This window comes from Rhodosalinus sp. K401 (assembly GCF_041365735.1).
Taxonomy (GTDB): domain Bacteria; phylum Pseudomonadota; class Alphaproteobacteria; order Rhodobacterales; family Rhodobacteraceae; genus Rhodosalinus.
The window spans coordinates 1-19,428 of the sequence record NZ_JBGFSI010000020.1 but is presented as its reverse complement, the minus strand read 5'-3'; the positions used below and the strand labels follow the sequence as shown (position 1 = coordinate 19,428).

Here is a 19,428-nt window from a genome sequence, read left to right as displayed (position 1 = left end):
CCCGATGTCATGGGAACTGGAAAAAATCCGACTCCAGCTATAACTACGCAGCGACCGACGCGGAGAAAAACCACCCATGGCCAGCCAGCGCCAGATCGCGCGCGACATCAGCTACTACCACTCCGCCCAGACAAAGGGCGGCCGCGCACTCATCAAGATGATGGAAAACCTCACCGGCCGGATCAGCCTGATCCGCCGCGCCAGAGGGTACGAGCACGAGGTGGCCGCCGGCCGGGACTTCTGGGAAGTCATGGTGGAGCGCTACGGCCTCTCGCTCGAGGTGATCGGCGGCACGCTCGATTCCATCCCGCGCAAGGGGCCGCTGATCCTGCTTGCCAACCACCCCTACGGGATCCTCGACGGGCTGATGATGGGATACATCCTGTCGGTGCTGCGGGGCGATTTCCGCATCCTCGCCCACAAGGTCTTTCGCAAGGCGGAGGACCTGAACCGGGTCATCCTGCCGATCAACTTCGACGACACGAAGGACGCGGTGCGCGAGACGCTGGAGACCCGCAAGGAGGCGTTGTCCTACCTCGCCGCGGGCGGCGCGATGGGCGTCTTTCCCGGCGGCACCGTCTCGACGGCGGCGCGGCCCTTCGCGCGGCCGATGGACCCGGGCTGGCGCAGCTTCACGGCGCGGATGGTGGCGAAATCGGGGGCCCAGGTCGTGCCGATCTTCTTCGACGGCACGAATTCGCGCATGTTCCAGCTGGCCAGCCACCTGCATTACACGCTGCGCATGGGGCTTCTGATCTCGGAATTCCGCAAGCGGGTGGACACGCCGGTGCGCGTGGTGATCGGAGAGCCCATCGCGGCCGAAGAACTCGCCGCCCGGGCGCGCGATTCGCGCCAGATGATGGACTTCCTGCGCCGCAAGACCTATGAGCTGTCGCCGGAGCCGCTTGCGTCCTACGACTACGGCTTCGAGTTCGAGGACAGGCACCGCGCCTGAGAAAGCGCAGCACATGGCGGTGGGCATTTTCGATTCGGGTCTCGGCGGGCTGACCGTTCTGGACGCGGTGGCGCGCCGATTGCCGGACGTCCCCTTCGTCTACCTGGGCGACAACGCCCACGCCCCCTACGGCGTGCGCGATGCCGACGACATCACCGAACTCACCAAGCGCGGGGTCGCCCGGCTGTGGGAAGAGGGCTGCGACCTGGTCGTGCTGGCCTGCAACACGGCGTCCGCGGCGGCGCTGCGTCGTCTCCAGGAGACCTGGGTGCCCCCCGACAAGCGCGTGCTCGGCGTGTTCGTGCCGCTGATCGAGGCGTTGACGGAGCGGCAGTGGGGCGACAACTCGCCACCACGCGAGGTCGCCCTGAAGAACGTGGCGCTTTTCGCCACGCCCGCGACGGTGGCGTCCCGCGCGTTCCAGCGCGAGCTTGCGTTCCGCGCGATCGGCGTGGACGTCGAGGCGCAGGCCTGTGGCGGGGTGGTCGACGCCATCGAGGAGGGCGACCTGATCCTTGCCGAGGCGCTGGTCCGCAGCCATGTGGAGGCGCTCTTGCGCAAGATGCCCGATCCCCAGGCGGCGGTGCTGGGTTGCACCCATTATCCGCTGGTCGAGGACGTGTTCCGCGCGGCGCTCGGCCCTCATGTCGCGGTTTATTCCCAGCCCGAGATCGTCGCCGAAAGCCTTGCCGACTACGTTGCCCGGCGCCCCGAGATGGTGGGCCCCGGCGCCACGGCGGGTTTTCTGACCACGGGCGATCCGCGCCGCGTGAGCGATCGCGCGGTGCAGTTTCTTCGACGCGAGATCGCCTTCGCCGCCGTCTGAAATCAACAATGCTTCGGAAGACATTCACATGACAGCGAAAATCGCGATTCTCGGCGCGTCCGGCTACACCGGCGCAGAGCTTGTCCGGCTCATCGCCACCCATGGCGGCATGGAGATCGTGGCGCTGACCGCGGACCGCAAGGCGGGGCAGGCGATGGGGCAGGTCTTTCCGCATCTGCGCCATCTCGGCCTGCCTCCGCTTGCGCGGATCGAAGAGGTCGATTTCGCCGGTATCGACCTGGTCTTCTGCGCGCTGCCCCACGCCACGAGCCAGGCGGTGATCGCCGACCTGCCGCGCGGCGTGAAGATCGTGGACCTTTCCGCCGACTTCCGGCTTCGCAGACCGGAAGACTACGAGACGTGGTACGGAAAGCCCCACGGCGCGCAGGATCTGCAGGCCGAGGCCGTCTACGGTCTGACCGAGTTCTACCGCGAGCAAATTCGCGCCGCGCGGCTGGTCGCCGGCACGGGCTGCAACGCCGCCGCGGGGCAGTATGCGCTGCGTCCGCTCGTGGCGGGCGGACTGATCGACCTCGACGACATCGTTCTCGACCTCAAATGCGCGGTGTCGGGCGCCGGTCGGTCGCTGAAGGAGCCTCTGCTGCATGCCGAACTCTCCGAGGGCTATCATGCCTACGGCTACGGGGGCACGCACCGGCATCTGGGCGAGTTCGACCAGGAGTTCTCGGCCCTCGCGGGCCGTCCCGTTCACGTGCAGTTCACGCCCCACCTCATGCCGGCGAACCGCGGCATCCTCGCCACCGCCTACGTGAAGGGCGAGGCGCCGGCGATCCACGACACGCTGTCGCAGGCCTATCGCGACGAGGCGTTCCTGCAGGTGTTGCCGTTTGGCGAATTGCCGTCGACTCGCCATGTAAGGGGTTCGAATTACTGCCATATCGGCGTCTCTGGCGACCGGGTTCCGGGGCGCGCGATGGTGGTGGCCGCCCTCGACAACCTGACCAAGGGCTCGTCCGGTCAGGCTTTGCAGAACGCGAACCTGATGCTACATATGCCAGAGCATACAGGGCTCACGCTGGCGCCCTGTTTCCCGTGAGATCGAGGGCGGTGCGCGCATGAAAGGCCTGAAAAAGAAACGTCGGATCCAGGTGATCATGGTCGCCGCGTTCGCGCTCGTCCTGTCCACCGGGCTGATCGGCTATGCCATGCGGGACGGCATCAACTTCTTCCGCGCCCCGAGCCAGGTTCTGGCCGAACCGCCCGCGCCGACCGAAACGTTCCGGTTGGGCGGGCTGGTCGAAAGCGGCACGCTGATGCGCGGGCAGGGCGAGACCGTCAGCTTCTCGGTGACGGATGGCGGCGCCTCCATCCCCGTGCGCTTCACCGGGGTCCTGCCCGATCTCTTCGCGGAAAACGAGGGCATGGTCGGGACCGGACGCTTCGTGGACGGCGTGTTCGTGGCCGACGAGATCCTTGCCAAGCATGACGAGACCTACATGCCCAAGGAAGTCGCGGACGCGCTCAAGGAGCAGGGCGTGTACAAGCCCTCCTCCGGCGGGTCCTGACCTGCCCGCGCAGGAACACGCAACGCACGCTCCCCCAGCGCGTTCTTAACCGCAGAGCGCCAGCTTTCCCGCACCACTCAGGCAGAGGTGCGGGACGATGCCAGGCATTCGCGAAATCGCCGAGGAGATCGTCGCCCGGGAAGGCGGTTTCGTGAACGATCCGCATGATCCGGGCGGCGCAACAAATCACGGCGTGACCATCCACACCCTTCGGCGCCTCGGGCGCGACCTCGACGGGGACGGGAGGGTGACGGAAAACGACGTCCGGCGCCTCACGAAGCGCGAGGCGGTCGACATTTTCGTGCGCCACTATTTCGAGAGACCGGGGCTCGCGCGCCTGCCCGACGCGCTTCAGCCGCAGCTCTTCGACATGTACGTCAACGCCGGCGCCAACGCGGTCCGTATCCTTCAGCGGCTTCTGGGCGATATGAGCCTGCGCGTGACGGTGGATGGCATCATCGGGCCCGAGACCGAGGCGGCGGCAACCCGGGCCACGGCGGCCGCGCCCGATCACATCGCCGACGCTTACGGTATTGCGCGGCGCAACTACTATTTGCGGCTCGCCGACGCGCGCCCGGCCAGCCGCAAATACGCCCGAACGCGCACGGGCGGAAAGGGCGGCTGGATCCTTCGGGCCGAGCATTTCATCGCGCCGCGCTTTCGCATGACGGACGAGCAATTCGCGGAAAGGACGTCGGCATGGGACTGATTGGCCGGTTTCTGGACATTCTCTTTGGTGGCGAGCGCAACGTCCTCGCCGATACGGCGGAAGTCTTCCGCGTGAACGCCGAGGCCGAGGCGCGCCGCAACGCCGATTTCCGTCAGGCGGCGCTTGCCCAGTTCGCGGCCGAATTCGCCCTGCCGCGCCGGGGACGTTTCGATCGCTTCATCGACGCCGCCAATCGCATACCGCGCCCGGCCATGGCGCTCGGCACGCTCGCGCTTTTCGGCGCGGCGATGGCGTCGCCCGTCTGGTTCGCCGAGAGGATGCAGGGCCTCGCCGTCGTGCCAGAGCCTCTCTGGTGGCTTCTGGGCGCGATCGTCAGCTTCTATTTCGGCGCGCGCCACCAAGCCAAGGGCCAGGAGTTCCAGCGCGAGGCGGCGCTCGGCCTTGCCCGTGCCCACGAACTGGCAGAGGCGGCGGCGCAGCGCATGACACGCGCGGAGGCGGCAGAGACGGCAGAGACCACAGGCGCGGCGCCGCGCGCCGTGCCTCCGGATGCGGTCGCAGAGAACGCGGCGCTTGCGGAATGGCGTGCCTTGCGCGGGGCCGGCGCGACAAGCTGATGCGGGTGCACCGAATCCGATTGGCCGGACGCGCGCGCCCCGCTATATTCGGGGCATGATTACAGAACTCGGCCACTTCGCCCTCGTCCTCGCCTTTCTGGTCGCAATCTTCCAGACCGTCGTGCCGCTCGTCGGCGCGCACAGGCGCTGGCCCGGCTGGATGGCCGTGGCCGAACCCGCGGCCACCACGCAGTTCATGCTGCTGGCGTTTTCCTTCGCGGCGCTCACCTGGGCGTTCGTGACCTCCGATTTCAGCCTCCGCCTGGTGGTGCTGAACTCGCACTCGGCCAAGCCGCTCATCTACAAGATCACGGGCGTGTGGGGGAATCACGAAGGGTCGATGCTGCTCTGGGTGCTGATCCTCGCGCTCTTCGGCGCGATGGCGGCGTGGTTCGGCAACAACCTGCCGCCCACGCTCCGCGCGCGGGTGCTGGCCGTGCAGGGCATGATCGGCGTCGCCTTCCTGGCCTTCATCCTCTTCACGTCGAACCCCTTCCTGCGCATGGCGGTGCCACCCTTCGACGGGCAGGACCTGAACCCGCTCCTGCAGGACCCCGGCCTCGCGCTGCATCCGCCCTTCCTCTACCTGGGTTACGTGGGCCTCTCGATCTGTTTCAGCTTCGCGGTCGCGGCCCTGATCGAGGGTAGGGTGGACGCCGCATGGGGACGCTGGGTTCGGCCGTGGACCCTCGCGGCCTGGGTTTTCCTGACCATCGGCATCGCGCTCGGCTCCTGGTGGGCGTATTACGAGCTCGGCTGGGGCGGTTTCTGGTTCTGGGACCCGGTGGAAAACGCCTCCTTCATGCCGTGGCTCCTCGCCGTTGCGCTGCTGCATTCGGCGATCGTGGTCGAGAAGCGCGAAGCGTTGAAAAGCTGGACGATCCTTCTTGCCATCCTGGCTTTCGGGTTCTCGCTGATCGGCACGTTCATCGTGCGCTCGGGCCTTCTGACCAGCGTTCACGCCTTCGCCACCGATCCCGAGCGCGGGGTGTTCATCCTGATGATCCTCGCGGCCTTCATGGGCGGCGCACTGATCCTTTTCGCCGCACGCGCCAGCGTGATGGAGGCGCGGGGCGTCTTCGGCGTGGTCAGCCGCGAAAGCGCGCTCGTCGCCAATAACGTGCTGCTGGCCGTGTCCTGTTTCGTCGTCTTCGTGGGGACGCTCTGGCCGATGGTGGCCGAGATGTTCTTCGACCGGAAGCTCAGCGTGGGCCCGCCCTTCTTCGACGCCGCCTTCACGCCCTTCATGGTCGTGCTCGGGGCGATTCTGCCGCTGGGCGCGGTCATGCCCTGGAAGCGGGCCCGGCTTGGCAAGGCGCTGCGCACGCTGACGCCTGCGCTGATCCTCGCCCTTGCGGTGGGCGGGCTTGCCTGGACGATGCAGACGGGCAATTCGCTTCTCGGACCTATCGGTCTCATGCTCGGCGCGTGGCTCGTCTCTGGCGCGTGCGTGGATCTCTGGCAACGCGCGGGACGGCGTGCGATCCGTCTGAGCCGACTGCCGCGGGCCGACTGGGGCCGCGCGGTCGCACATGCCGGGTTCGGCGTCATCATCGTCGGCATCGCCGGGCTGACCGCATGGGAAAAGGAAGACATCCGGGTCGTTCAGGAGGGCGAGAGCTGGAGCGTCGAGAATTTCGTGCTGACGCTCGAGGGGGTCGAGGAGCTGCCCTACGATCCCACTGTCGGCCGGAATTATTACTCCACGATGGCGCGGGTCGCGCTGGCGACCGAAGATGGGGGCCAGGTGGCCACGCTTACGCCCGAAAAGCGGAACTACCCCGTGGCCCGGATGCCCACCACAGAGGCGGCCATCGATTACCGCCTCCTGCGTGACGTCTATGTCGTGATCGGCGATCCGCAGGACAATGGCGGCTGGGCCGTGCGAACCTACATCAAGCCGCTGGCGAACTGGATCTGGGCGGGCTCTGCGCTGATGGCGCTGGGCGGCGCGCTCAGCCTGTCGGACCGTCGCTACCGGGTGGCGGCCGGGGCACGACGCCAGCGTGAGAAGCTGGAGCCGCGCGGAGTGCCGGCGGAATGAGGCGATTGCTGCTTGTCCTGACGCTGGTCCTCGCAACGCCGCTCGCCGCGCTTCAGCCGGACGAGGTGCTGGACGATCCGGCACTGGAGGAACGAGCGCGGGAGTTGTCCGAGGGTCTTCGCTGCCTCGTCTGCCGCAACGAGAGCATCGACGAATCGAACGCCCCGCTTGCCCGCGACCTCCGGCTTCTGGTGCGCGAACGGCTCGTGGCCGGCGACAGCGACGCCGAAGTGGTGGAGTTCGTCGTCGATCGTTACGGCGAATATGTCCTGCTTCGCCCCACGGCAACCGGCGCGAACTGGATCCTGTGGGGCGCCGCGCCCGCCATGCTGCTTGTCGGGCTGCTGATCGCGGGTTTCTACCTGCGGGGCAGGTCGCGAGCGCAGACGCCCTCGGATGAAAGCCTGAGCTCCAACGAGCGGGCGCGCCTCGAAGCCCTGCTGAGAGAGTGAGCGCGGGCACGGCGCGCCTTTTGTCTTTCCTCCGTCGTCCTGTCCGGTAGAACGCGGCAAAGACGCATCGGAGGAGGGGACATGGACTACCAGACCATCACGCTCGAGATCGTGGACGAGACAGCGGTCGTCACGCTGAACCGGCCCGACAAGATGAACGCGCTCAACACCCAGATGCGGGCAGAGATCGGGGACGCGGTCAGCACGGCCGGGACGCAGGCGCGCGTCGTCGTGCTGACCGGCGCGGGGCGCGCCTTTTGTTCCGGGCAGGATCTCGGCGACCGCGCCAATGCCGACGAGATGGATCTGGAACGCGTGCTGCGGGACGAGTATGTACCCATGCTGCGCGCGATCTATGACTGCCCTGTCCCGGTTCTGAGTGCGGTGAACGGTCCCGCCGCCGGGGCCGGCGCGAACCTTGCCTTGTCGGCCGACGTGGTGATCGCCGCCGAGAGCGCGTATTTCGTTCAGGCCTTCACGCGGATCGGGCTGATTCCCGACGCGGGGGGCACCTGGATTCTGCCGCGGCAGATGGGGCTGGCCAAGGCCATGGGCGCCGCCCTCTTCGCCGAGCGCATTCCGGCCCGCCAGGCCGATGCGTGGGGCATGATCTGGGAGGCCGTGGCCGACGACGCCTTTGAGGAGCGCTGGCGCGGACGCGCCGAGCACCTTGCCAAAGGTCCCACGCAGGCGTTCAACGCGGTGCGCCAGGCGATCCGCGGCGCCTTCGAGGCCACGCTGGACGACCAGCTTCTGCTGGAGGCGCGCTTGCAGGGCGAATGCGGCAAGAGCCGGGATTTCAAGGAAGGCGTTCTGGCCTTCCTCGAGAAGCGCCCCGCGACCTTCGAGGGGCGCTGAAGCCGTTCAGTTGCCCGTGCCGCTGGCGTAGGCGTCGGCGAAGCCGTGATTGGTGTCGCGGTGATGCGCCTCGTCGGCGCGCACCGCGATCACGACATCGCGCAGCCGCGCGTCTGGCGGCAGGTCCCAGTACTCGATCGCGATCGCGGGCGCCGGCGGGTTGTCCGCGCGGCCCGCGTCGATCTCTCCCAGGTAGTTCGTGTAGCTTACCACGGCTTCTTCCTCCAGATAGCCAACGACGCGATGCGCGGTGCGCGGCGCGAACAGGTAGAGCCAGAAGTAGAAGTTGTAGAACACCGCCTGCCCGAAGAGGATCAGGCCCCGTTCGACGCGCGTGGGCTGCGCGATCTTGATGAAGGTCATCAGGTGCATCCGCTCGTTTTCCGCCTCGTCCAGCAATTCGCGGATCCAACCCTGGTCGTCGCGGATGTGGCGGATCGCCTTGAGGTGCTGCAAGAGCCCGCCGACCATGCCGGGAACGGCGGCGACGGTTTCCAGCACCACGGCGCGGTGGCCGTAACGGCTTGCGAAGAAACGATCGGCGAAGAAGCGCATCGCCTTGACCACGCGCAGCGCGACGCGATCGTGAACGTCGCGGGGCGCCACATGCACGGGCACGAATTCGGCGCCTTGCGTGTCGATGCGGCGGGGCTGTTCCATCTCTTTCTCCTGTCATCATGTTCCTGACAGAAAAGATAGGAGACTTGGCGCGCTCCGCAGCCTGCGACCGCTGCGGCAAAGCGCAGCAACATGAACGGCAAAGGGCGCGACGTGGCCGCCGCGCCCTTTCTTCGACAGTGGTGCCGGTGCCGCGCGTCGCGGGCGTGGGTCTCAGCGGTCCTCTATGTCCACGTAATCGCGCTTCGTCGCGCCGAGGTAGAGCTGCCGCGGGCGGCCGATCTTCATCTGCGGATCGGCGATCATTTCCTTCCACTGGCTGATCCAGCCCACGGTGCGGGAGACGGCGAAGATCGGCGTGAACATGGAGGTGGGAAAGCCCATCGCCTCGAGGATGATGCCGGAATAGAAATCGACGTTCGGAAAGAGCTTCTTGTCGCGGAAATAGTCGTCGGAGAGGGCGATGCGCTCCAGCTCCTTTGCGACCTGGAGGACCTTGTTGTCGCCCACGCCGAGAAGTTCGAGCACCTCGTCGGCCGACTGCTTCATCACCTTCGCGCGGGGGTCGAAGTTCTTGTAGACCCGGTGCCCGAAGCCCATCAGGCGGAACGGGTCGTCCTTGTCCTTGGCGCGCTCGATGTATTCCGGGATCTGCTCGACCTCCCCGATCTCCTTGAGCATCTCGAGGCAAGCCTGGTTGGCGCCGCCATGGGCCGGCCCCCAGAGACAGGCGATGCCGGCCGCGATGCAGGCGAAGGGGTTGGCCCCCGACGAGGAGGCAAGCCGCACCGTGGAGGTGGAGGCGTTCTGCTCGTGATCGGCGTGCAGCGTGAAGATCCGGTCCATCGCGCGGCTGAGGATCGGGTTCACCACGTAATCCTCGGCCGGCACGGCAAAGCACATCCGCAGGAAGTTCGAGGCGTAGTCCTGATCGTTCCGCGGATAGACGAAGGGCTGGCCGACGGAATACTTGAAGGCCCAGGCCGCGATGGTGGGCATCTTGGCGATGAGCCGGATGGAGGCCACCTCGCGCTGCCAGGGATCCGAGATGTCGGTGCTGTCGTGGTAGAAGGCCGACATCGCGCCGACCACGCCCACCATGATCGCCATCGGATGCGCGTCGCGCCGGAAGCCGCGGAAGAAGTTCTGCATCTGCTCGTGCAGCATCGTGTGGTTGGTCACGCGGCTCTCGAAATCCTCGAGTTGCGCCGCGTCGGGCAGTTCCCCGTAAAGCAGCAGGTAGCAGACCTCGAGGTAGTGCGACTTCTCGGCGAGCTGGTCGATGGGATAGCCGCGATGGAGCAGCTCGCCCTTGCCGCCGTCGATATAGGTGATCGTGCTGTCGCAGGAGGCCGTGGAGGTGAAGCCGGGGTCGTAGGTGAACACGCCCGCCTGGCTGTAGAGCTTGCGGATGTCCACGACGTCGGGCCCCGCCGTCGGGCTGAACATGGGCAGGTCGTAGCTCTGGCCGTCGATGGTGAGCTGTGCCGTCTTCGTGCTCTCAGGCATCTCGGTTCCCTCGTCTCCGGCGCCCGGGACGCGGGCGCATTGCGGTTGGCGACCGGGGCCGGCTGGACCGGCCGCTGCGCGCGCGTGACGTCGAAGCCCCGAGCGCGCCCCGTCTCACTCTTCCCCGGCGCGGGCGGCGTCGGCCAGTCGCGCCACGGTTTCCGCGCGACCGAGAACCAGCATCATGTCGAAGACGCTGGGTGTCGCTGCGCGTCCTGCCAGCGCAGCGCGGAGCGGCGCTGCGAGCTGGCCGAATTTCATGCCCTTTTCCTCTGCGAAGCGGGTCGCGACATCTTCCAGCGCGTCGCGCGACCAGCTAGCACTTTGCACCTGCGGCGTCAATTCTCCCAGTATGCCACGGGATACATTGTCGAGCGCCCGTCCGGCCTTCTCGTCCGGCTCCACGGGGCGGTCGGCGAGGGCGAAATGCGCCTTTTTAAGGAGTTCCGGAAAGGTCTTTGCGCGCTCTTTGAGGTGCGGCATCGCCATGAGGAGGCGCGCGCGCTTCTCGGTGCCGAGCGGCGGACGCCCCGTCGCGGCCAGGAAAGCTTCCAGGTCATGCAGCAGCGCAGCATCCTCCATCGCCGCGATGTGGCGGCCGCTGATGCTGTCGAGCTTCTTCATGTCGAGCCGCGCGGGCGCCTTGTTGATGCCCTCGAGCGAGAACAGGCGCCGAAGCTCCTCGTCGGTAAACACCTCCTGATCGCCGTGGCTCCAGCCGAGGCGGGCGAGATAATTCCGCATCGCCTGCGCCGGATATCCCATGTCGCGGTACTCGGTGAGCGACACCGCGCCGTGGCGCTTCGACAGCTTCTTGCCGTCCGGGCCGTGGATCAGCGGGATATGCGCCCAGACCGGGACGTCCCAGCCCATCGCCCGGTAGATCTGCATCTGACGCGCGGCGTTGTTGAGGTGATCGTCGCCGCGGATCACGTGGGTCACGCCCATGTCGTGATCGTCCACCACCACGGCCAGCATGTAGACGGGCGTTCCGTCCGAGCGCAGAAGCACCATGTCGTCGAGCTGGTCGTTCCGGATCGTGACATCGCCCTGCACCACGTCCGCGATCACGGTCGTTCCCTCGCGCGGCGCCTTCAGGCGGATGACGAAGGGCGCGTCCGCGGGGTGCGTGGCCGGGTCCGCATCGCGCCACGGGCTGCGGTAGAGGGTGGAGCGGCCCTCAGCACGCGCCGCCTCGCGGAACGCGTCGATCTCTTCAGTCGTGGCGAAGCACTTGTAGGCGGTGCCGTCCGCCAGCATCCGGCGGGCCACCTCGGCGTGACGGTCGGCGCCGGCCGCCTGGCTAATCGCCTCGCCGTCATGGTCGAGCCCGAGCCAGTCGAGCCCGTCGAGGATGGCCTGCGTCGCCTCGCGCGTCGAGCGCGCGCGGTCCGTGTCCTCGATCCGCAACAGGAAGCGCCCCGACCGGCCCCGCGCGAAGAGCCAGTTGAAAAGCGCCGTGCGGGCACCCCCGATGTGAAGATACCCGGTGGGCGAGGGGGCAAAGCGGGTGACCACCTGGTCTGTCATTCGGCGCTCTCTCTCGGGGTGCGGTTCGTTCCGGGGCCAGCGTGTCGCCACGCGCGCGCTCCGCGCCTGTCTAGCGAGGCCGGGGCCGCAGGACAAGCCGCGCGGGCGGCGGCCGGGCCTTAACCCCTTGCTAACCATGACGGCGCATTGTGACGCGCGCCGGACGGGCCGGCGGGGACGGTGGAACATGTGGAACGAAGGCGCGCTCGCCCGGGCCTTACTGATGCAGCGCGGGCATCTCTTTCCCTGGTCGGCGGTCCTTTTCGCGCTGGGGATCGGCCTCTATTTCGCCTTGCCGGCAGAACCCTCGGCGCAGACGCTGGGGCTTGCGGGCGTGGCGGCGATCGGTCTGGGCGCGGTGGCCCTGCGCGCGGGCTGGCACGTGGCGCCCGCGCTCTGGGCGGTCGCGCTCGTCGCGGCGGGCTTCGCGGTCGCGGGCGCGCGCGCCCATGTCGTGGCCGCCCCGGTTCTCGAGTTTCGCTACTATGGCGCGGTGGAGGGGCGGGTGCGCGCGATCGATCGCTCCGCTTCGGACGCGCTGCGCCTGACCCTTGACGAGGTGAGGCTGGAACGGATGGCACCGGGCGAAACGCCCGCGAAGGTGCGTGTCGCGCTCCATGGCGCACAGGGGTTCCTCGATCCGGTGCCGGGCACGCGGGTGATCCTCACCGCGTTTCTCTCTCCACCGCAAGGCCCGGTCGAGCCCGGCGGCTTCGACTTCCGGCGCCATGCCTGGTTCCAGGGGCTTGGCGCGGTGGGCTACACGCGCACGCCGGTCCTCGTCCTCGCGCCGCCTTCGGCCGAGATGGCGGCCGCGGTGGCGCGCGCGCGGATGGCGCTCTCGGCACGGGTGCAGGACGCGCTGCCGGGCGAGGCGGGGGGCTTCGCCGCGGCCGTGCTCAGCGGGGACCGTTCGGGCATCGGGCAGGATACGCTTCGCGCCCTGCGCGAGTCGAACCTCGCGCATCTTCTGGCCATTTCGGGACTGCACATGGGGCTTCTCGCGGGCTTCGTCTTCGCGGCGCTGCGCCTCGCCATCCTCGCACTGCCGCGGGCGGGCGTGCGGCTGCCGGCGAAGAAACTCGCGGCCGGCGGCGCGCTCCTGGCCGCTGCGGGCTATCTTGCGCTTTCGGGCGGAAACATCGCCACCGAGCGCGCCTTCGTGATGGCGGCAGTGGCGCTTCTCGCGGTGATGCTCGACCGTCGCGCGATCTCGCTTCGCGCTGTGGCGCTGGCGGCCCTCATCGTGCTCGCGCTTCGGCCCGAGGCGCTGATGGGCCCCGGGTTCCAGATGTCCTTCGCCGCCACGACCGCGCTCGTGGCGGTGTTCGCGGCGCTGCGCGAGCGCAAGGGGCCGCGCCCGCCGCGGTGGCTGGCGCCGGTCCTGGCCGTGGTGATTTCCTCCTCGGTGGCGGGGGCGGCGACGGCCCCCATCGGCGCGGCGCACTTCAACCAGCTGTCGCATTTCGGCTTGCCCGCCAACCTGCTCGCCGTGCCCCTGATGGGGCTGCTCGTCATCCCGGCGGGCGTGGTGGCGATCCTGCTCATGCCGCTCGGCGGCGAGGCCGTGCCACTCCGGGCGATGGGGCTCGGCCTCGACTGGATCCTCGGCGTGGCGCACAGGGCCGCGGGCATGCCGAACGCCGTCGGCCATGTGCCCGCGCCGCCCCCCGCGGTGTTGCCTTTGCTGGCGCTCGGCGGCGCATTCGTCGCGCTTTGGAGGGGCCATGGCCGGTGGGCGGGCCTCGTTCCTGCACTCGTCGCGCTTGCGCTCTGGACCGGAACGGCGCGGCCCCCGGTGCTGGTGGCGGACGAAGGCGCGCTCGTCGGCGTGATGACCGCGGACGGCCGGGCGCTCAGCAAGGAGCGGGGCGCGGGGTTTCCCGCCTCGGTCTGGCTGGAGAACGATGGCGACGGCGCCACGCGGGCAGAGGCCGTGGCGCGCTGGCCCGAGGCGGGACCGGTGCGCCATGTCTGGGGCAAGCGCCATGCGGCGAATTTCGAGGGCTGCGCGCCCGGCGAGATCGTGGTGATGACGGAGCGTTATGACGGGCCCGCGCAGCCTTGCCTGCTGCTGGACGCGCGGCGCCTCGAAGGGGCGGGCAGCCTTGCGATCTGGCCCGATCCCGGCGGTCACATAATCGAAAGCGCGACCCTGCGGGAGGGCCGCAGGCTCTGGACGCCCGCGACCGTGGCGGAGGTGCCCGCTCGGCTTGCCGCGGCGCAGGCTCAGTAGGTGCGGATCAGCCCCACCAGCCGGCCCTGGACCTTCACGCTGCCCTCGGGAAGCACGCGGGTTTCGTAGGCGGCGTTCGCTGCCTCCAGCAGGATCATGTCGCCCTTCCGCTTGAACCGCTTGAGCGTGGCCTCGTAGCCCTCAACCTGCGCGACGACGATGTCGCCGTTCTGCGCCTCCCCGGTTTCGCGGATGATGACCACGTCGCCGTCGTTGATGCCGGCCTCGATCATCGAGTCGCCCTTCACCTCGAGCGCGTAATGCCGGCCCTTGCCCGAGAGCATCGCGCCCGGCACGGCGATCTGGGGCGTCTCGTCGGCGATGGCCTCGATCGGGGTGCCCGCGGCGATGCGGCCCAGAAGCGGAAGCTCCATCGCCTCGGCGCTCTCCACGTCGCGCGCCGCCGCCGGGCGGGGCGGCGCCTCGCCGCGGTCGCCCTCGATCACGCGCGGCACGAAGCCAGAGGCACCGCCGCGCCGGGCCAGCTGGTCGGGCAAGCGCAGGATCTCGATCGCGCGGGCACGATGGGCGAGACGGCGGATGAAGCCGCGCTCTTCCAGTGCGGTGATCAGCCTGTGGATCCCGGATTTCGACCGCAGGTCCAGCGCCTCCTTCATCTCGTCGAAACTCGGCGGTACGCCGTCGCGCTGCAGGCGCGTGTGGATGAAGTCCAGCAGATCCATTTGCTTGCGCGTGAGCATTGGGCGCCCTCCGTCCCGGTGCAGATTGCCGATGTTCTACGCATGTTCCCGTTTTGTGTCAAGCTTATCCACATCAGACCTGTCGCGTTGCGGCCACGCTGCGTCAGGAAAGCGGGATGAAGTCCACGATCTCGCCCGCGGCGCGGGGCCCGTCGGACGCGGGGCGGACGAGAAGCGCGTCCGCCTCGGCCAGCACCGACAGAAGCGCGCTGTCCTGGCTGTCGAAGGGGCAGAGCCCCGTATCCGTGCGGCGTGCGCGCATGTAATGCTCGCGCGGGCCGTTGGCCGCCACCGCCCGGGCAAGCGGGGCCTGCCGGCGCGGCGCGGGGGCTTCGCCGAGGCCCAGCATCTTGCGGATCACCGGGGCCACGAAGACGTGGCCGCAGACGATGGCCGAGACCGGGTTGCCGGGCAGCCCAATCATCGTGGCATCGCCCAGCCGGCCCGCCATGAGCGGCTTTCCCGGCCGCATGGCCACCTTGTAGAACGCCTGCTCCATGCCGAGGTCGGCGGCCACGGGCCCCACGAGGTCGTGGTCGCCCACCGAGGCGCCGCCGACGGTCAGCACGAGATCCGCGCCTTGGGCCAGCTCGAAGCCGGCGCGCAGGGACGCCGTGGTGTCACGCGCGACGGGCAGAAGCCGCGCCTCCGCGCCAAGCGCCTCCAGAAGGGCCTTCAGCGCGTAGCTGTTCGAGGCGATGATCTGGTCGGGGCCCGGGCGCTCGCCGGGCAGCACCAACTCGTCGCCGGTGGCGAGGATCGCCACCTCGGGCCGGCGCGCCACGGTCACCCGCGGCAGGTTCATCGCCGCGAGAAGCGCCGCGTCGGCGGGCGACAGCCGGCGCGGCGCGGCGAGACGGTCGCCCTTGCGGAAATCCGCGCCGGCGGGGCGGACATGCGGGCCCGCGCCGAGGCTGTCGAGGAGCATGACCGTCTCGCCCTCCCGCGCCGTGTCCTCCTGGATGACCACGCGGTCGGCCCCGTCGGGTATCGGCGCGCCAGTGAAGATCCGGACGGCCTCTCCGGGCCCGAGCGCGCCCGCGAAGCGCCGCCCCGCGGCCGCCTCTCCGACCACGCGGAAGCGCGCGCCGGGCCGCGCCTCGGCCGCCGCCACCGCGTAGCCGTCCATCGCCGAGGCGGGGAAGGGCGGCTGATCCCGATCCGCGACGGCGTCCCGTGCCAGCACGCGTCCCGCCGCCCGTTCGAGCGGCACCTCTTCGGCGCCCAGCGGCGCCACGAGGGCGAACAGGCGCGCGAGCGCCTCGTCGACGGTGATCATGGCGCTTCGTACCGGCCCGATTTTCCGCCGTCCTTCAGCGTGACGCGCAGGCCCCCGATCTCCATGCCGCGCTCCGCCGCCTTCAGCATGTCGTAGATGGTGAGCGCGGCGGTGGAGGCCGCGGTCAACGCCTCCATCTCGACGCCGGTCGGGCCGGTCGTCTTGACCGTCGCCGAGATGCGCAGCCCGGGCAGATCGCGGTCGGGCTCGATCTCGACCGTGACCTTCGTGATCGGCAGCGGGTGGCAGAGCGGGATCAGCTCGGCCGTACGCTTTGCGCCCATGATCCCGGCAAGCCGCGCCACACCGATCACGTCGCCCTTTTTCGCGGAGCCTTCTTCAACGATCGCAAGTGTTTCCGCGCGCATCTTCACCCAGGCGGCGGCGGTCGCGGTGCGGGCGGTCGCGGGTTTTCCCGACACGTCCACCATCTGCGCCGCCCCGCTCTCGTCGAAGTGGGTGAGGCTTGCCATCACATGCCTCCACCGGCAAAGAGCGGCTTCGACAGAAGAGCGCGCGTCGCGGCGGCCACGTCGTCCGCACGCATCAGGGTTTCGCCCACGAGGAAGCAGCGCGCGCCATAGCGGGCGAGTTCGGCGAGATCGTCGGAACTGGACAGGCCGCTTTCCGACACGATGATCTTGTCCTCGGGCACCCGCTTCACGAGCTTCCGCGTCACGCCCAGCGACGTCTCGAAACTGTGCAAGTCCCGGTTGTTGATCCCGACGAGGCGCGAGGACAACCTTCCGGCGCGCTCGAGCTCTTCGGCATCGTGGACTTCCACGAGCACGTCCATGCCCCAGCGCGCGGCCTCGGTTTCGAGCGCCGTCGCCTCCTCGTCGGTGACGGCGGCCATGACGATCAGGATACAGTCCGCGCCGATCGCCCGCGCCTCGGCCACCTGGTAGGGGTCGAACATGAAATCCTTGCGCAGGATCGGCAGGCTGCACGCCTCGCGCGCCAGGGTGAGGTCCTCCTTCGAGCCCTGGAAGCTTGGCGCGTCGGTCAGCACCGAGATGCACGCGGCCCCGCCCGCGGCATAGGCGGCCGCCAGCGCTGCGGGATCGAAATCCTCGCGGATGAGCCCCTTGGAGGGCGACGCCTTCTTGATCTCCGCAATCAGGCCGTAGCCCTGTTTCGAGGCCTGCAGCAGCGCGTCCGCGAAGCCGCGCACGGGTGGCGCGTTCTTCGCCGCCGTCTCCACCTCGCCGATGGGCTTGGCGGCCTTGCACGCCTCGACCTCTTCGAGCTTGTAGGCCTTGATGCGGTCGAGAATGGTGTCGGTCATGTCGCCTCCGTGGTGATCCGGGCCAGCGCCTCTACCTTGCCGCGCGCCGCGCCGCTGTCGAGGCTTTCGCGCGCGACCGCCACGCCCTCGCGCTCGTCCGCCGCGCGGCCCGCGACCACCAGCGCGGCGGCCGCGTTCAGGAGCACCGCGTCGCGGTAGGCCGAGGGCGCCCCGTCGAGAAGCGCGCGAAACGCCTGCCCGTTTTCGGCCGGGGTTCCACCCAGGATCGCGTCGAAGGGGTGTACGGGCAAGCCGAAATCTTCCGGGTGGATCTCGGCCTCGCGGATCGCGCCGTCCTCCTCGAGCGCCACGAGACGCGACGGCCCCGCGATCGAGATCTCGTCGGTGCCGTCCGCGCCGTGCACGAGCCACGCCCGCTCGCTGCCAAGCCGCTTGAGCGTTTCCGCCATCGGACGCAGCAGCGTGCCGGCGAATGCGCCGGTCAGCTGGCGCGCGACCCCGGCCGGATTGGTCAGCGGCCCGAGGATGTTGAAGATTGTCCGCGTGCCGAGCTCCGCGCGCACCGGGCCGACATGCGCCATGGCCGGATGGTGCATGGGCGCCATCATGAAGCCGATGCCCGCCTCGGCAAGCGCGCGCTCCACCACGTCTGCGTGGACCATGACGTTCACGCCCATCTGGGCGAGCGCGTCGGCGGCGCCCGATCTCGACGACAGGTTGCGGTTGCCGTGCTTGGCCACCGGCACGCCCGCGCCGGCCACGACGAAGGCCGCGGCGGTCGAGATGTTCAGCGTGCCCTTGCCGTCGCCGCCCGTGCCCACGATGTCCATCGCGCCCGGCGGCGCGACGACCTTGTGGCACTTGGCGCGCATCACGCGGGCGGCGGCGGCGTATTCGTCCACCGTCTCGCCGCGGGTGCGCAGCGCCATGAGAAAGCCGCCGGTCTGCGACGGAGTCGCCTCCCCCTCGAAAAGGCACTGAAAGGCGCGCTCGGCCTCCTCCGAGGTCAGCGCACGATCGGCGGCGGCGCCGATGAGCGGCTTCAGCCCCTCGGTCATGCGGCCACGCGGGTCAGGTCGAGAAAGTTCCGCAGCATCCGGTGGCCGTGCTCCGAGGCGATCGACTCGGGATGGAACTGCACGCCATGCACGGGCAGCTCGCGGTGGGCGAGCCCCATGATCGTGCCGTCGCCCGCCCGTGCGGTCACGGTGAGGCAGTCCGGCAACCCCTCCTCGGCGACGGCGAGGGAGTGGTAGCGCGTGGCCCGGAAGGGCGAGGGCAGCCCCGCGAAGACGCCGGTGCTCTCATGGGCGATCTCGTCCGTCTTGCCATGGACGATCCGCCCCGCGCGCACCACGCGTCCGCCGAAGACCTGCCCGATGGTCTGGTGCCCGAGGCAGACACCCAGAAGCGGCACGCCCGCCTCGGCGGCCGCGCGGGTGAGATCGAGGCAGATCCCCGCGCGGTCCGGGTCGCACGGCCCCGGCGACAGAACGATGCCCTCCGGCCGCATCTCGAGCGCCTCGGCCGGGGTCAGCGCATCGTTGCGCCGCACGACCGTACGGGCGCCTTCCTCGCCGAGAAAATGCACGAGGTTCCAGGTGAAGCTGTCGTAATTGTCGATCAGGAGCAGCATCGAGCGGGCCCGGTGAAACTTGGGGTGGAGGCGCGCCCCCGTGTCGGGCTATACATGCTCAGGCTTGCGCGAAAGCGTCAAGGGGCAGGCAAGCCGCACGGGATCGACCCCGCGGCGGGATAACAAAGAAGAGGCAAGGCCATGGCACGCGGAGCTCTGGCAGGATTTCTGTGGGGAACGGCGCTTTCGGTGGTGGGCGTCGCGGTGCTCTCGGTCTATTCGGACCCGCCGCGGCTGGTGCCCGAAACCGAAGGGGCGCTCGATGTGCCGGCGGGATCGGGGTTCGACCGGGGCGCAGGGGACACACCTGCCACGCTGCCCGGCCCGGAGGATGCGCCCGCCCCCGACGGGGACGCGCCGCGCGCGGATGCGCCCGCGCCCGACGACCTCTCGACGCTCGAGGGCGTGGAGCGCGAAGCGGCCACTCCGCCGGCAACAGGCACGCCGGCGGGCGACATCGCCGTCCCCCCGGAACCCGGCCCCGCGCCCGAGGCCGAGTCCGCGACCGACACGGCGCCAACGATCGCGCAGGCCGGGCAGGGTCCCGGCGCGCCGCAAGGCGAAACGCCGCCCGCCGCCCCGCAAGCGCCCGGGCGTCCCGAGACGGCCGCCCCGGAACGCGCTGCGCTGGCCCCGCCAGCCGAGCCGCCTGCCGAGGCCGCGCCGGATGGGGGCGCACGCGATGCAGCCCCGGACCGGGCGGATGCGCCGGCCAGCGCGCC

The 19,428-nt window shown here is 69.4% G+C and carries 19 protein-coding genes and 1 pseudogene; 11 read left to right on the top strand and 9 right to left on the bottom strand.

Features of this window, described 5'->3' with window-relative positions; translation table 11 throughout:
* The first annotated feature begins 76 nt into the window (after positions 1-76).
* The 9 genes from AB6A66_RS16065 to AB6A66_RS16025 all read left to right on the top strand — a co-directional run bounded on the left by AB6A66_RS16065 (position 77) and on the right by AB6A66_RS16025 (position 7,948).
* Complete coding sequence (locus tag AB6A66_RS16065; protein ID WP_371038346.1) at positions 77-955, top strand: lysophospholipid acyltransferase family protein; 879 nt, start codon at positions 77-79, stop codon at positions 953-955.
* Positions 956-968: 13 nt separating this feature from the next.
* The gene (locus AB6A66_RS16060; RefSeq protein WP_371038347.1) at positions 969-1,781 is read left to right on the top strand and encodes a glutamate racemase; all 813 of its coding nucleotides are present in this window, start codon (positions 969-971) and stop codon (positions 1,779-1,781) included.
* Between the two features lie 28 nt (positions 1,782-1,809).
* Positions 1,810-2,838 carry an N-acetyl-gamma-glutamyl-phosphate reductase gene (argC, locus tag AB6A66_RS16055; protein ID WP_371056674.1) on the top strand — a complete coding sequence of 343 codons (1,029 nt, stop codon included), beginning with the start codon at positions 1,810-1,812 and terminating at the stop codon, positions 2,836-2,838.
* A gap of 19 nt (positions 2,839-2,857) precedes the next feature.
* Positions 2,858-3,307 (top strand): cytochrome c maturation protein CcmE, encoded by a 450-nt coding sequence (gene ccmE, locus AB6A66_RS16050; RefSeq protein WP_371038349.1) that lies wholly within the window; start codon positions 2,858-2,860, stop codon positions 3,305-3,307.
* A 97-nt stretch (positions 3,308-3,404) separates the two neighbouring features.
* Positions 3,405-4,016: a holin-associated N-acetylmuramidase gene (locus tag AB6A66_RS16045; protein WP_371056673.1), complete on the top strand. Its 612-nt coding sequence runs from the start codon at positions 3,405-3,407 to the stop codon at positions 4,014-4,016.
* Positions 4,007-4,594, top strand: a complete 588-nt coding sequence (locus tag AB6A66_RS16040) for a holin family protein (RefSeq protein WP_371038351.1) — start codon at positions 4,007-4,009, stop codon at positions 4,592-4,594. The genes AB6A66_RS16045 and AB6A66_RS16040 overlap by 10 nt, the downstream gene beginning before the upstream one ends.
* 55 nt (positions 4,595-4,649) lie before the next feature.
* Positions 4,650-6,638 (top strand): heme lyase CcmF/NrfE family subunit, encoded by a 1,989-nt coding sequence (locus AB6A66_RS16035; RefSeq protein ID WP_371056672.1) that lies wholly within the window; start codon positions 4,650-4,652, stop codon positions 6,636-6,638.
* Positions 6,635-7,090, top strand: coding sequence for a cytochrome c-type biogenesis protein CcmH (locus AB6A66_RS16030; protein WP_371056671.1), 456 nt, complete (start codon positions 6,635-6,637; stop codon positions 7,088-7,090). Before AB6A66_RS16035 ends, AB6A66_RS16030 begins: the two co-directional genes overlap by 4 nt.
* An 81-nt stretch (positions 7,091-7,171) precedes the next feature.
* Positions 7,172-7,948, top strand: coding sequence for an enoyl-CoA hydratase-related protein (locus AB6A66_RS16025; protein ID WP_371038354.1), 777 nt, complete (start codon positions 7,172-7,174; stop codon positions 7,946-7,948).
* A 6-nt stretch (positions 7,949-7,954) separates the two neighbouring features.
* Here the strand turns inward: AB6A66_RS16025 and AB6A66_RS16020 are convergent, their stop codons facing one another.
* From AB6A66_RS16020 to gltX, 3 genes are all read right to left on the bottom strand, one after another.
* Positions 7,955-8,608: an alternative oxidase gene (locus AB6A66_RS16020; protein WP_371038355.1), complete on the bottom strand. Its 654-nt coding sequence runs from the start codon at positions 8,606-8,608 to the stop codon at positions 7,955-7,957.
* A gap of 171 nt (positions 8,609-8,779) precedes the next feature.
* Positions 8,780-10,075, bottom strand: coding sequence for a citrate synthase (gene gltA, locus AB6A66_RS16015; protein WP_371038356.1), 1,296 nt, complete (start codon positions 10,073-10,075; stop codon positions 8,780-8,782).
* 114 nt (positions 10,076-10,189) lie between these two features.
* A complete protein-coding gene (gene gltX / locus AB6A66_RS16010) occupies positions 10,190-11,605 on the bottom strand; it encodes a glutamate--tRNA ligase (RefSeq protein ID WP_371056670.1) in 1,416 nt (471 codons plus the stop codon).
* A 187-nt stretch (positions 11,606-11,792) separates the two neighbouring features.
* Between gltX and AB6A66_RS16005 the strand changes: the two genes are divergently transcribed.
* Complete coding sequence (locus AB6A66_RS16005) at positions 11,793-13,841, top strand: ComEC/Rec2 family competence protein (RefSeq protein WP_371056669.1); 2,049 nt, start codon at positions 11,793-11,795, stop codon at positions 13,839-13,841.
* Here the strand turns inward: AB6A66_RS16005 and lexA are convergent.
* The 6 genes from lexA to AB6A66_RS15975 all read right to left on the bottom strand — a co-directional run bounded on the left by lexA (position 13,835) and on the right by AB6A66_RS15975 (position 18,706).
* The gene (gene lexA / locus AB6A66_RS16000; protein WP_371038359.1) at positions 13,835-14,542 is read right to left on the bottom strand and encodes a transcriptional repressor LexA; all 708 of its coding nucleotides are present in this window, start codon (positions 14,540-14,542) and stop codon (positions 13,835-13,837) included. The two genes, AB6A66_RS16005 and lexA, sit on opposite strands and share 7 nt — an antisense overlap.
* A gap of 103 nt (positions 14,543-14,645) precedes the next feature.
* Positions 14,646-15,821, bottom strand: a complete 1,176-nt coding sequence (gene glp, locus AB6A66_RS15995) for a gephyrin-like molybdotransferase Glp (protein ID WP_371056668.1) — start codon at positions 15,819-15,821, stop codon at positions 14,646-14,648.
* Positions 15,818-16,294, bottom strand: coding sequence for a cyclic pyranopterin monophosphate synthase MoaC (moaC, locus tag AB6A66_RS15990; protein ID WP_371038361.1), 477 nt, complete (start codon positions 16,292-16,294; stop codon positions 15,818-15,820). Before moaC ends, glp begins: the two co-directional genes overlap by 4 nt.
* Positions 16,294-17,109 carry an indole-3-glycerol phosphate synthase TrpC gene (trpC, locus tag AB6A66_RS15985; protein ID WP_371056667.1) on the bottom strand — a complete coding sequence of 272 codons (816 nt, stop codon included), beginning with the start codon at positions 17,107-17,109 and terminating at the stop codon, positions 16,294-16,296. The genes moaC and trpC overlap by 1 nt, the downstream gene beginning before the upstream one ends.
* Positions 17,106-18,128 carry an anthranilate phosphoribosyltransferase gene (gene trpD / locus AB6A66_RS15980; protein WP_371038363.1) on the bottom strand — a complete coding sequence of 341 codons (1,023 nt, stop codon included), beginning with the start codon at positions 18,126-18,128 and terminating at the stop codon, positions 17,106-17,108. The genes trpC and trpD overlap by 4 nt, the downstream gene beginning before the upstream one ends.
* A complete protein-coding gene (locus AB6A66_RS15975) occupies positions 18,125-18,706 on the bottom strand; it encodes an aminodeoxychorismate/anthranilate synthase component II (RefSeq protein WP_371038364.1) in 582 nt (193 codons plus the stop codon). The genes trpD and AB6A66_RS15975 overlap by 4 nt, the downstream gene beginning before the upstream one ends.
* Before the next feature lie 141 nt (positions 18,707-18,847).
* Here AB6A66_RS15975 and AB6A66_RS15970 point away from each other — a divergent pair.
* Positions 18,848-19,428 (top strand): annotated as a pseudogene (locus AB6A66_RS15970) (hypothetical protein); the annotation flags it as partial.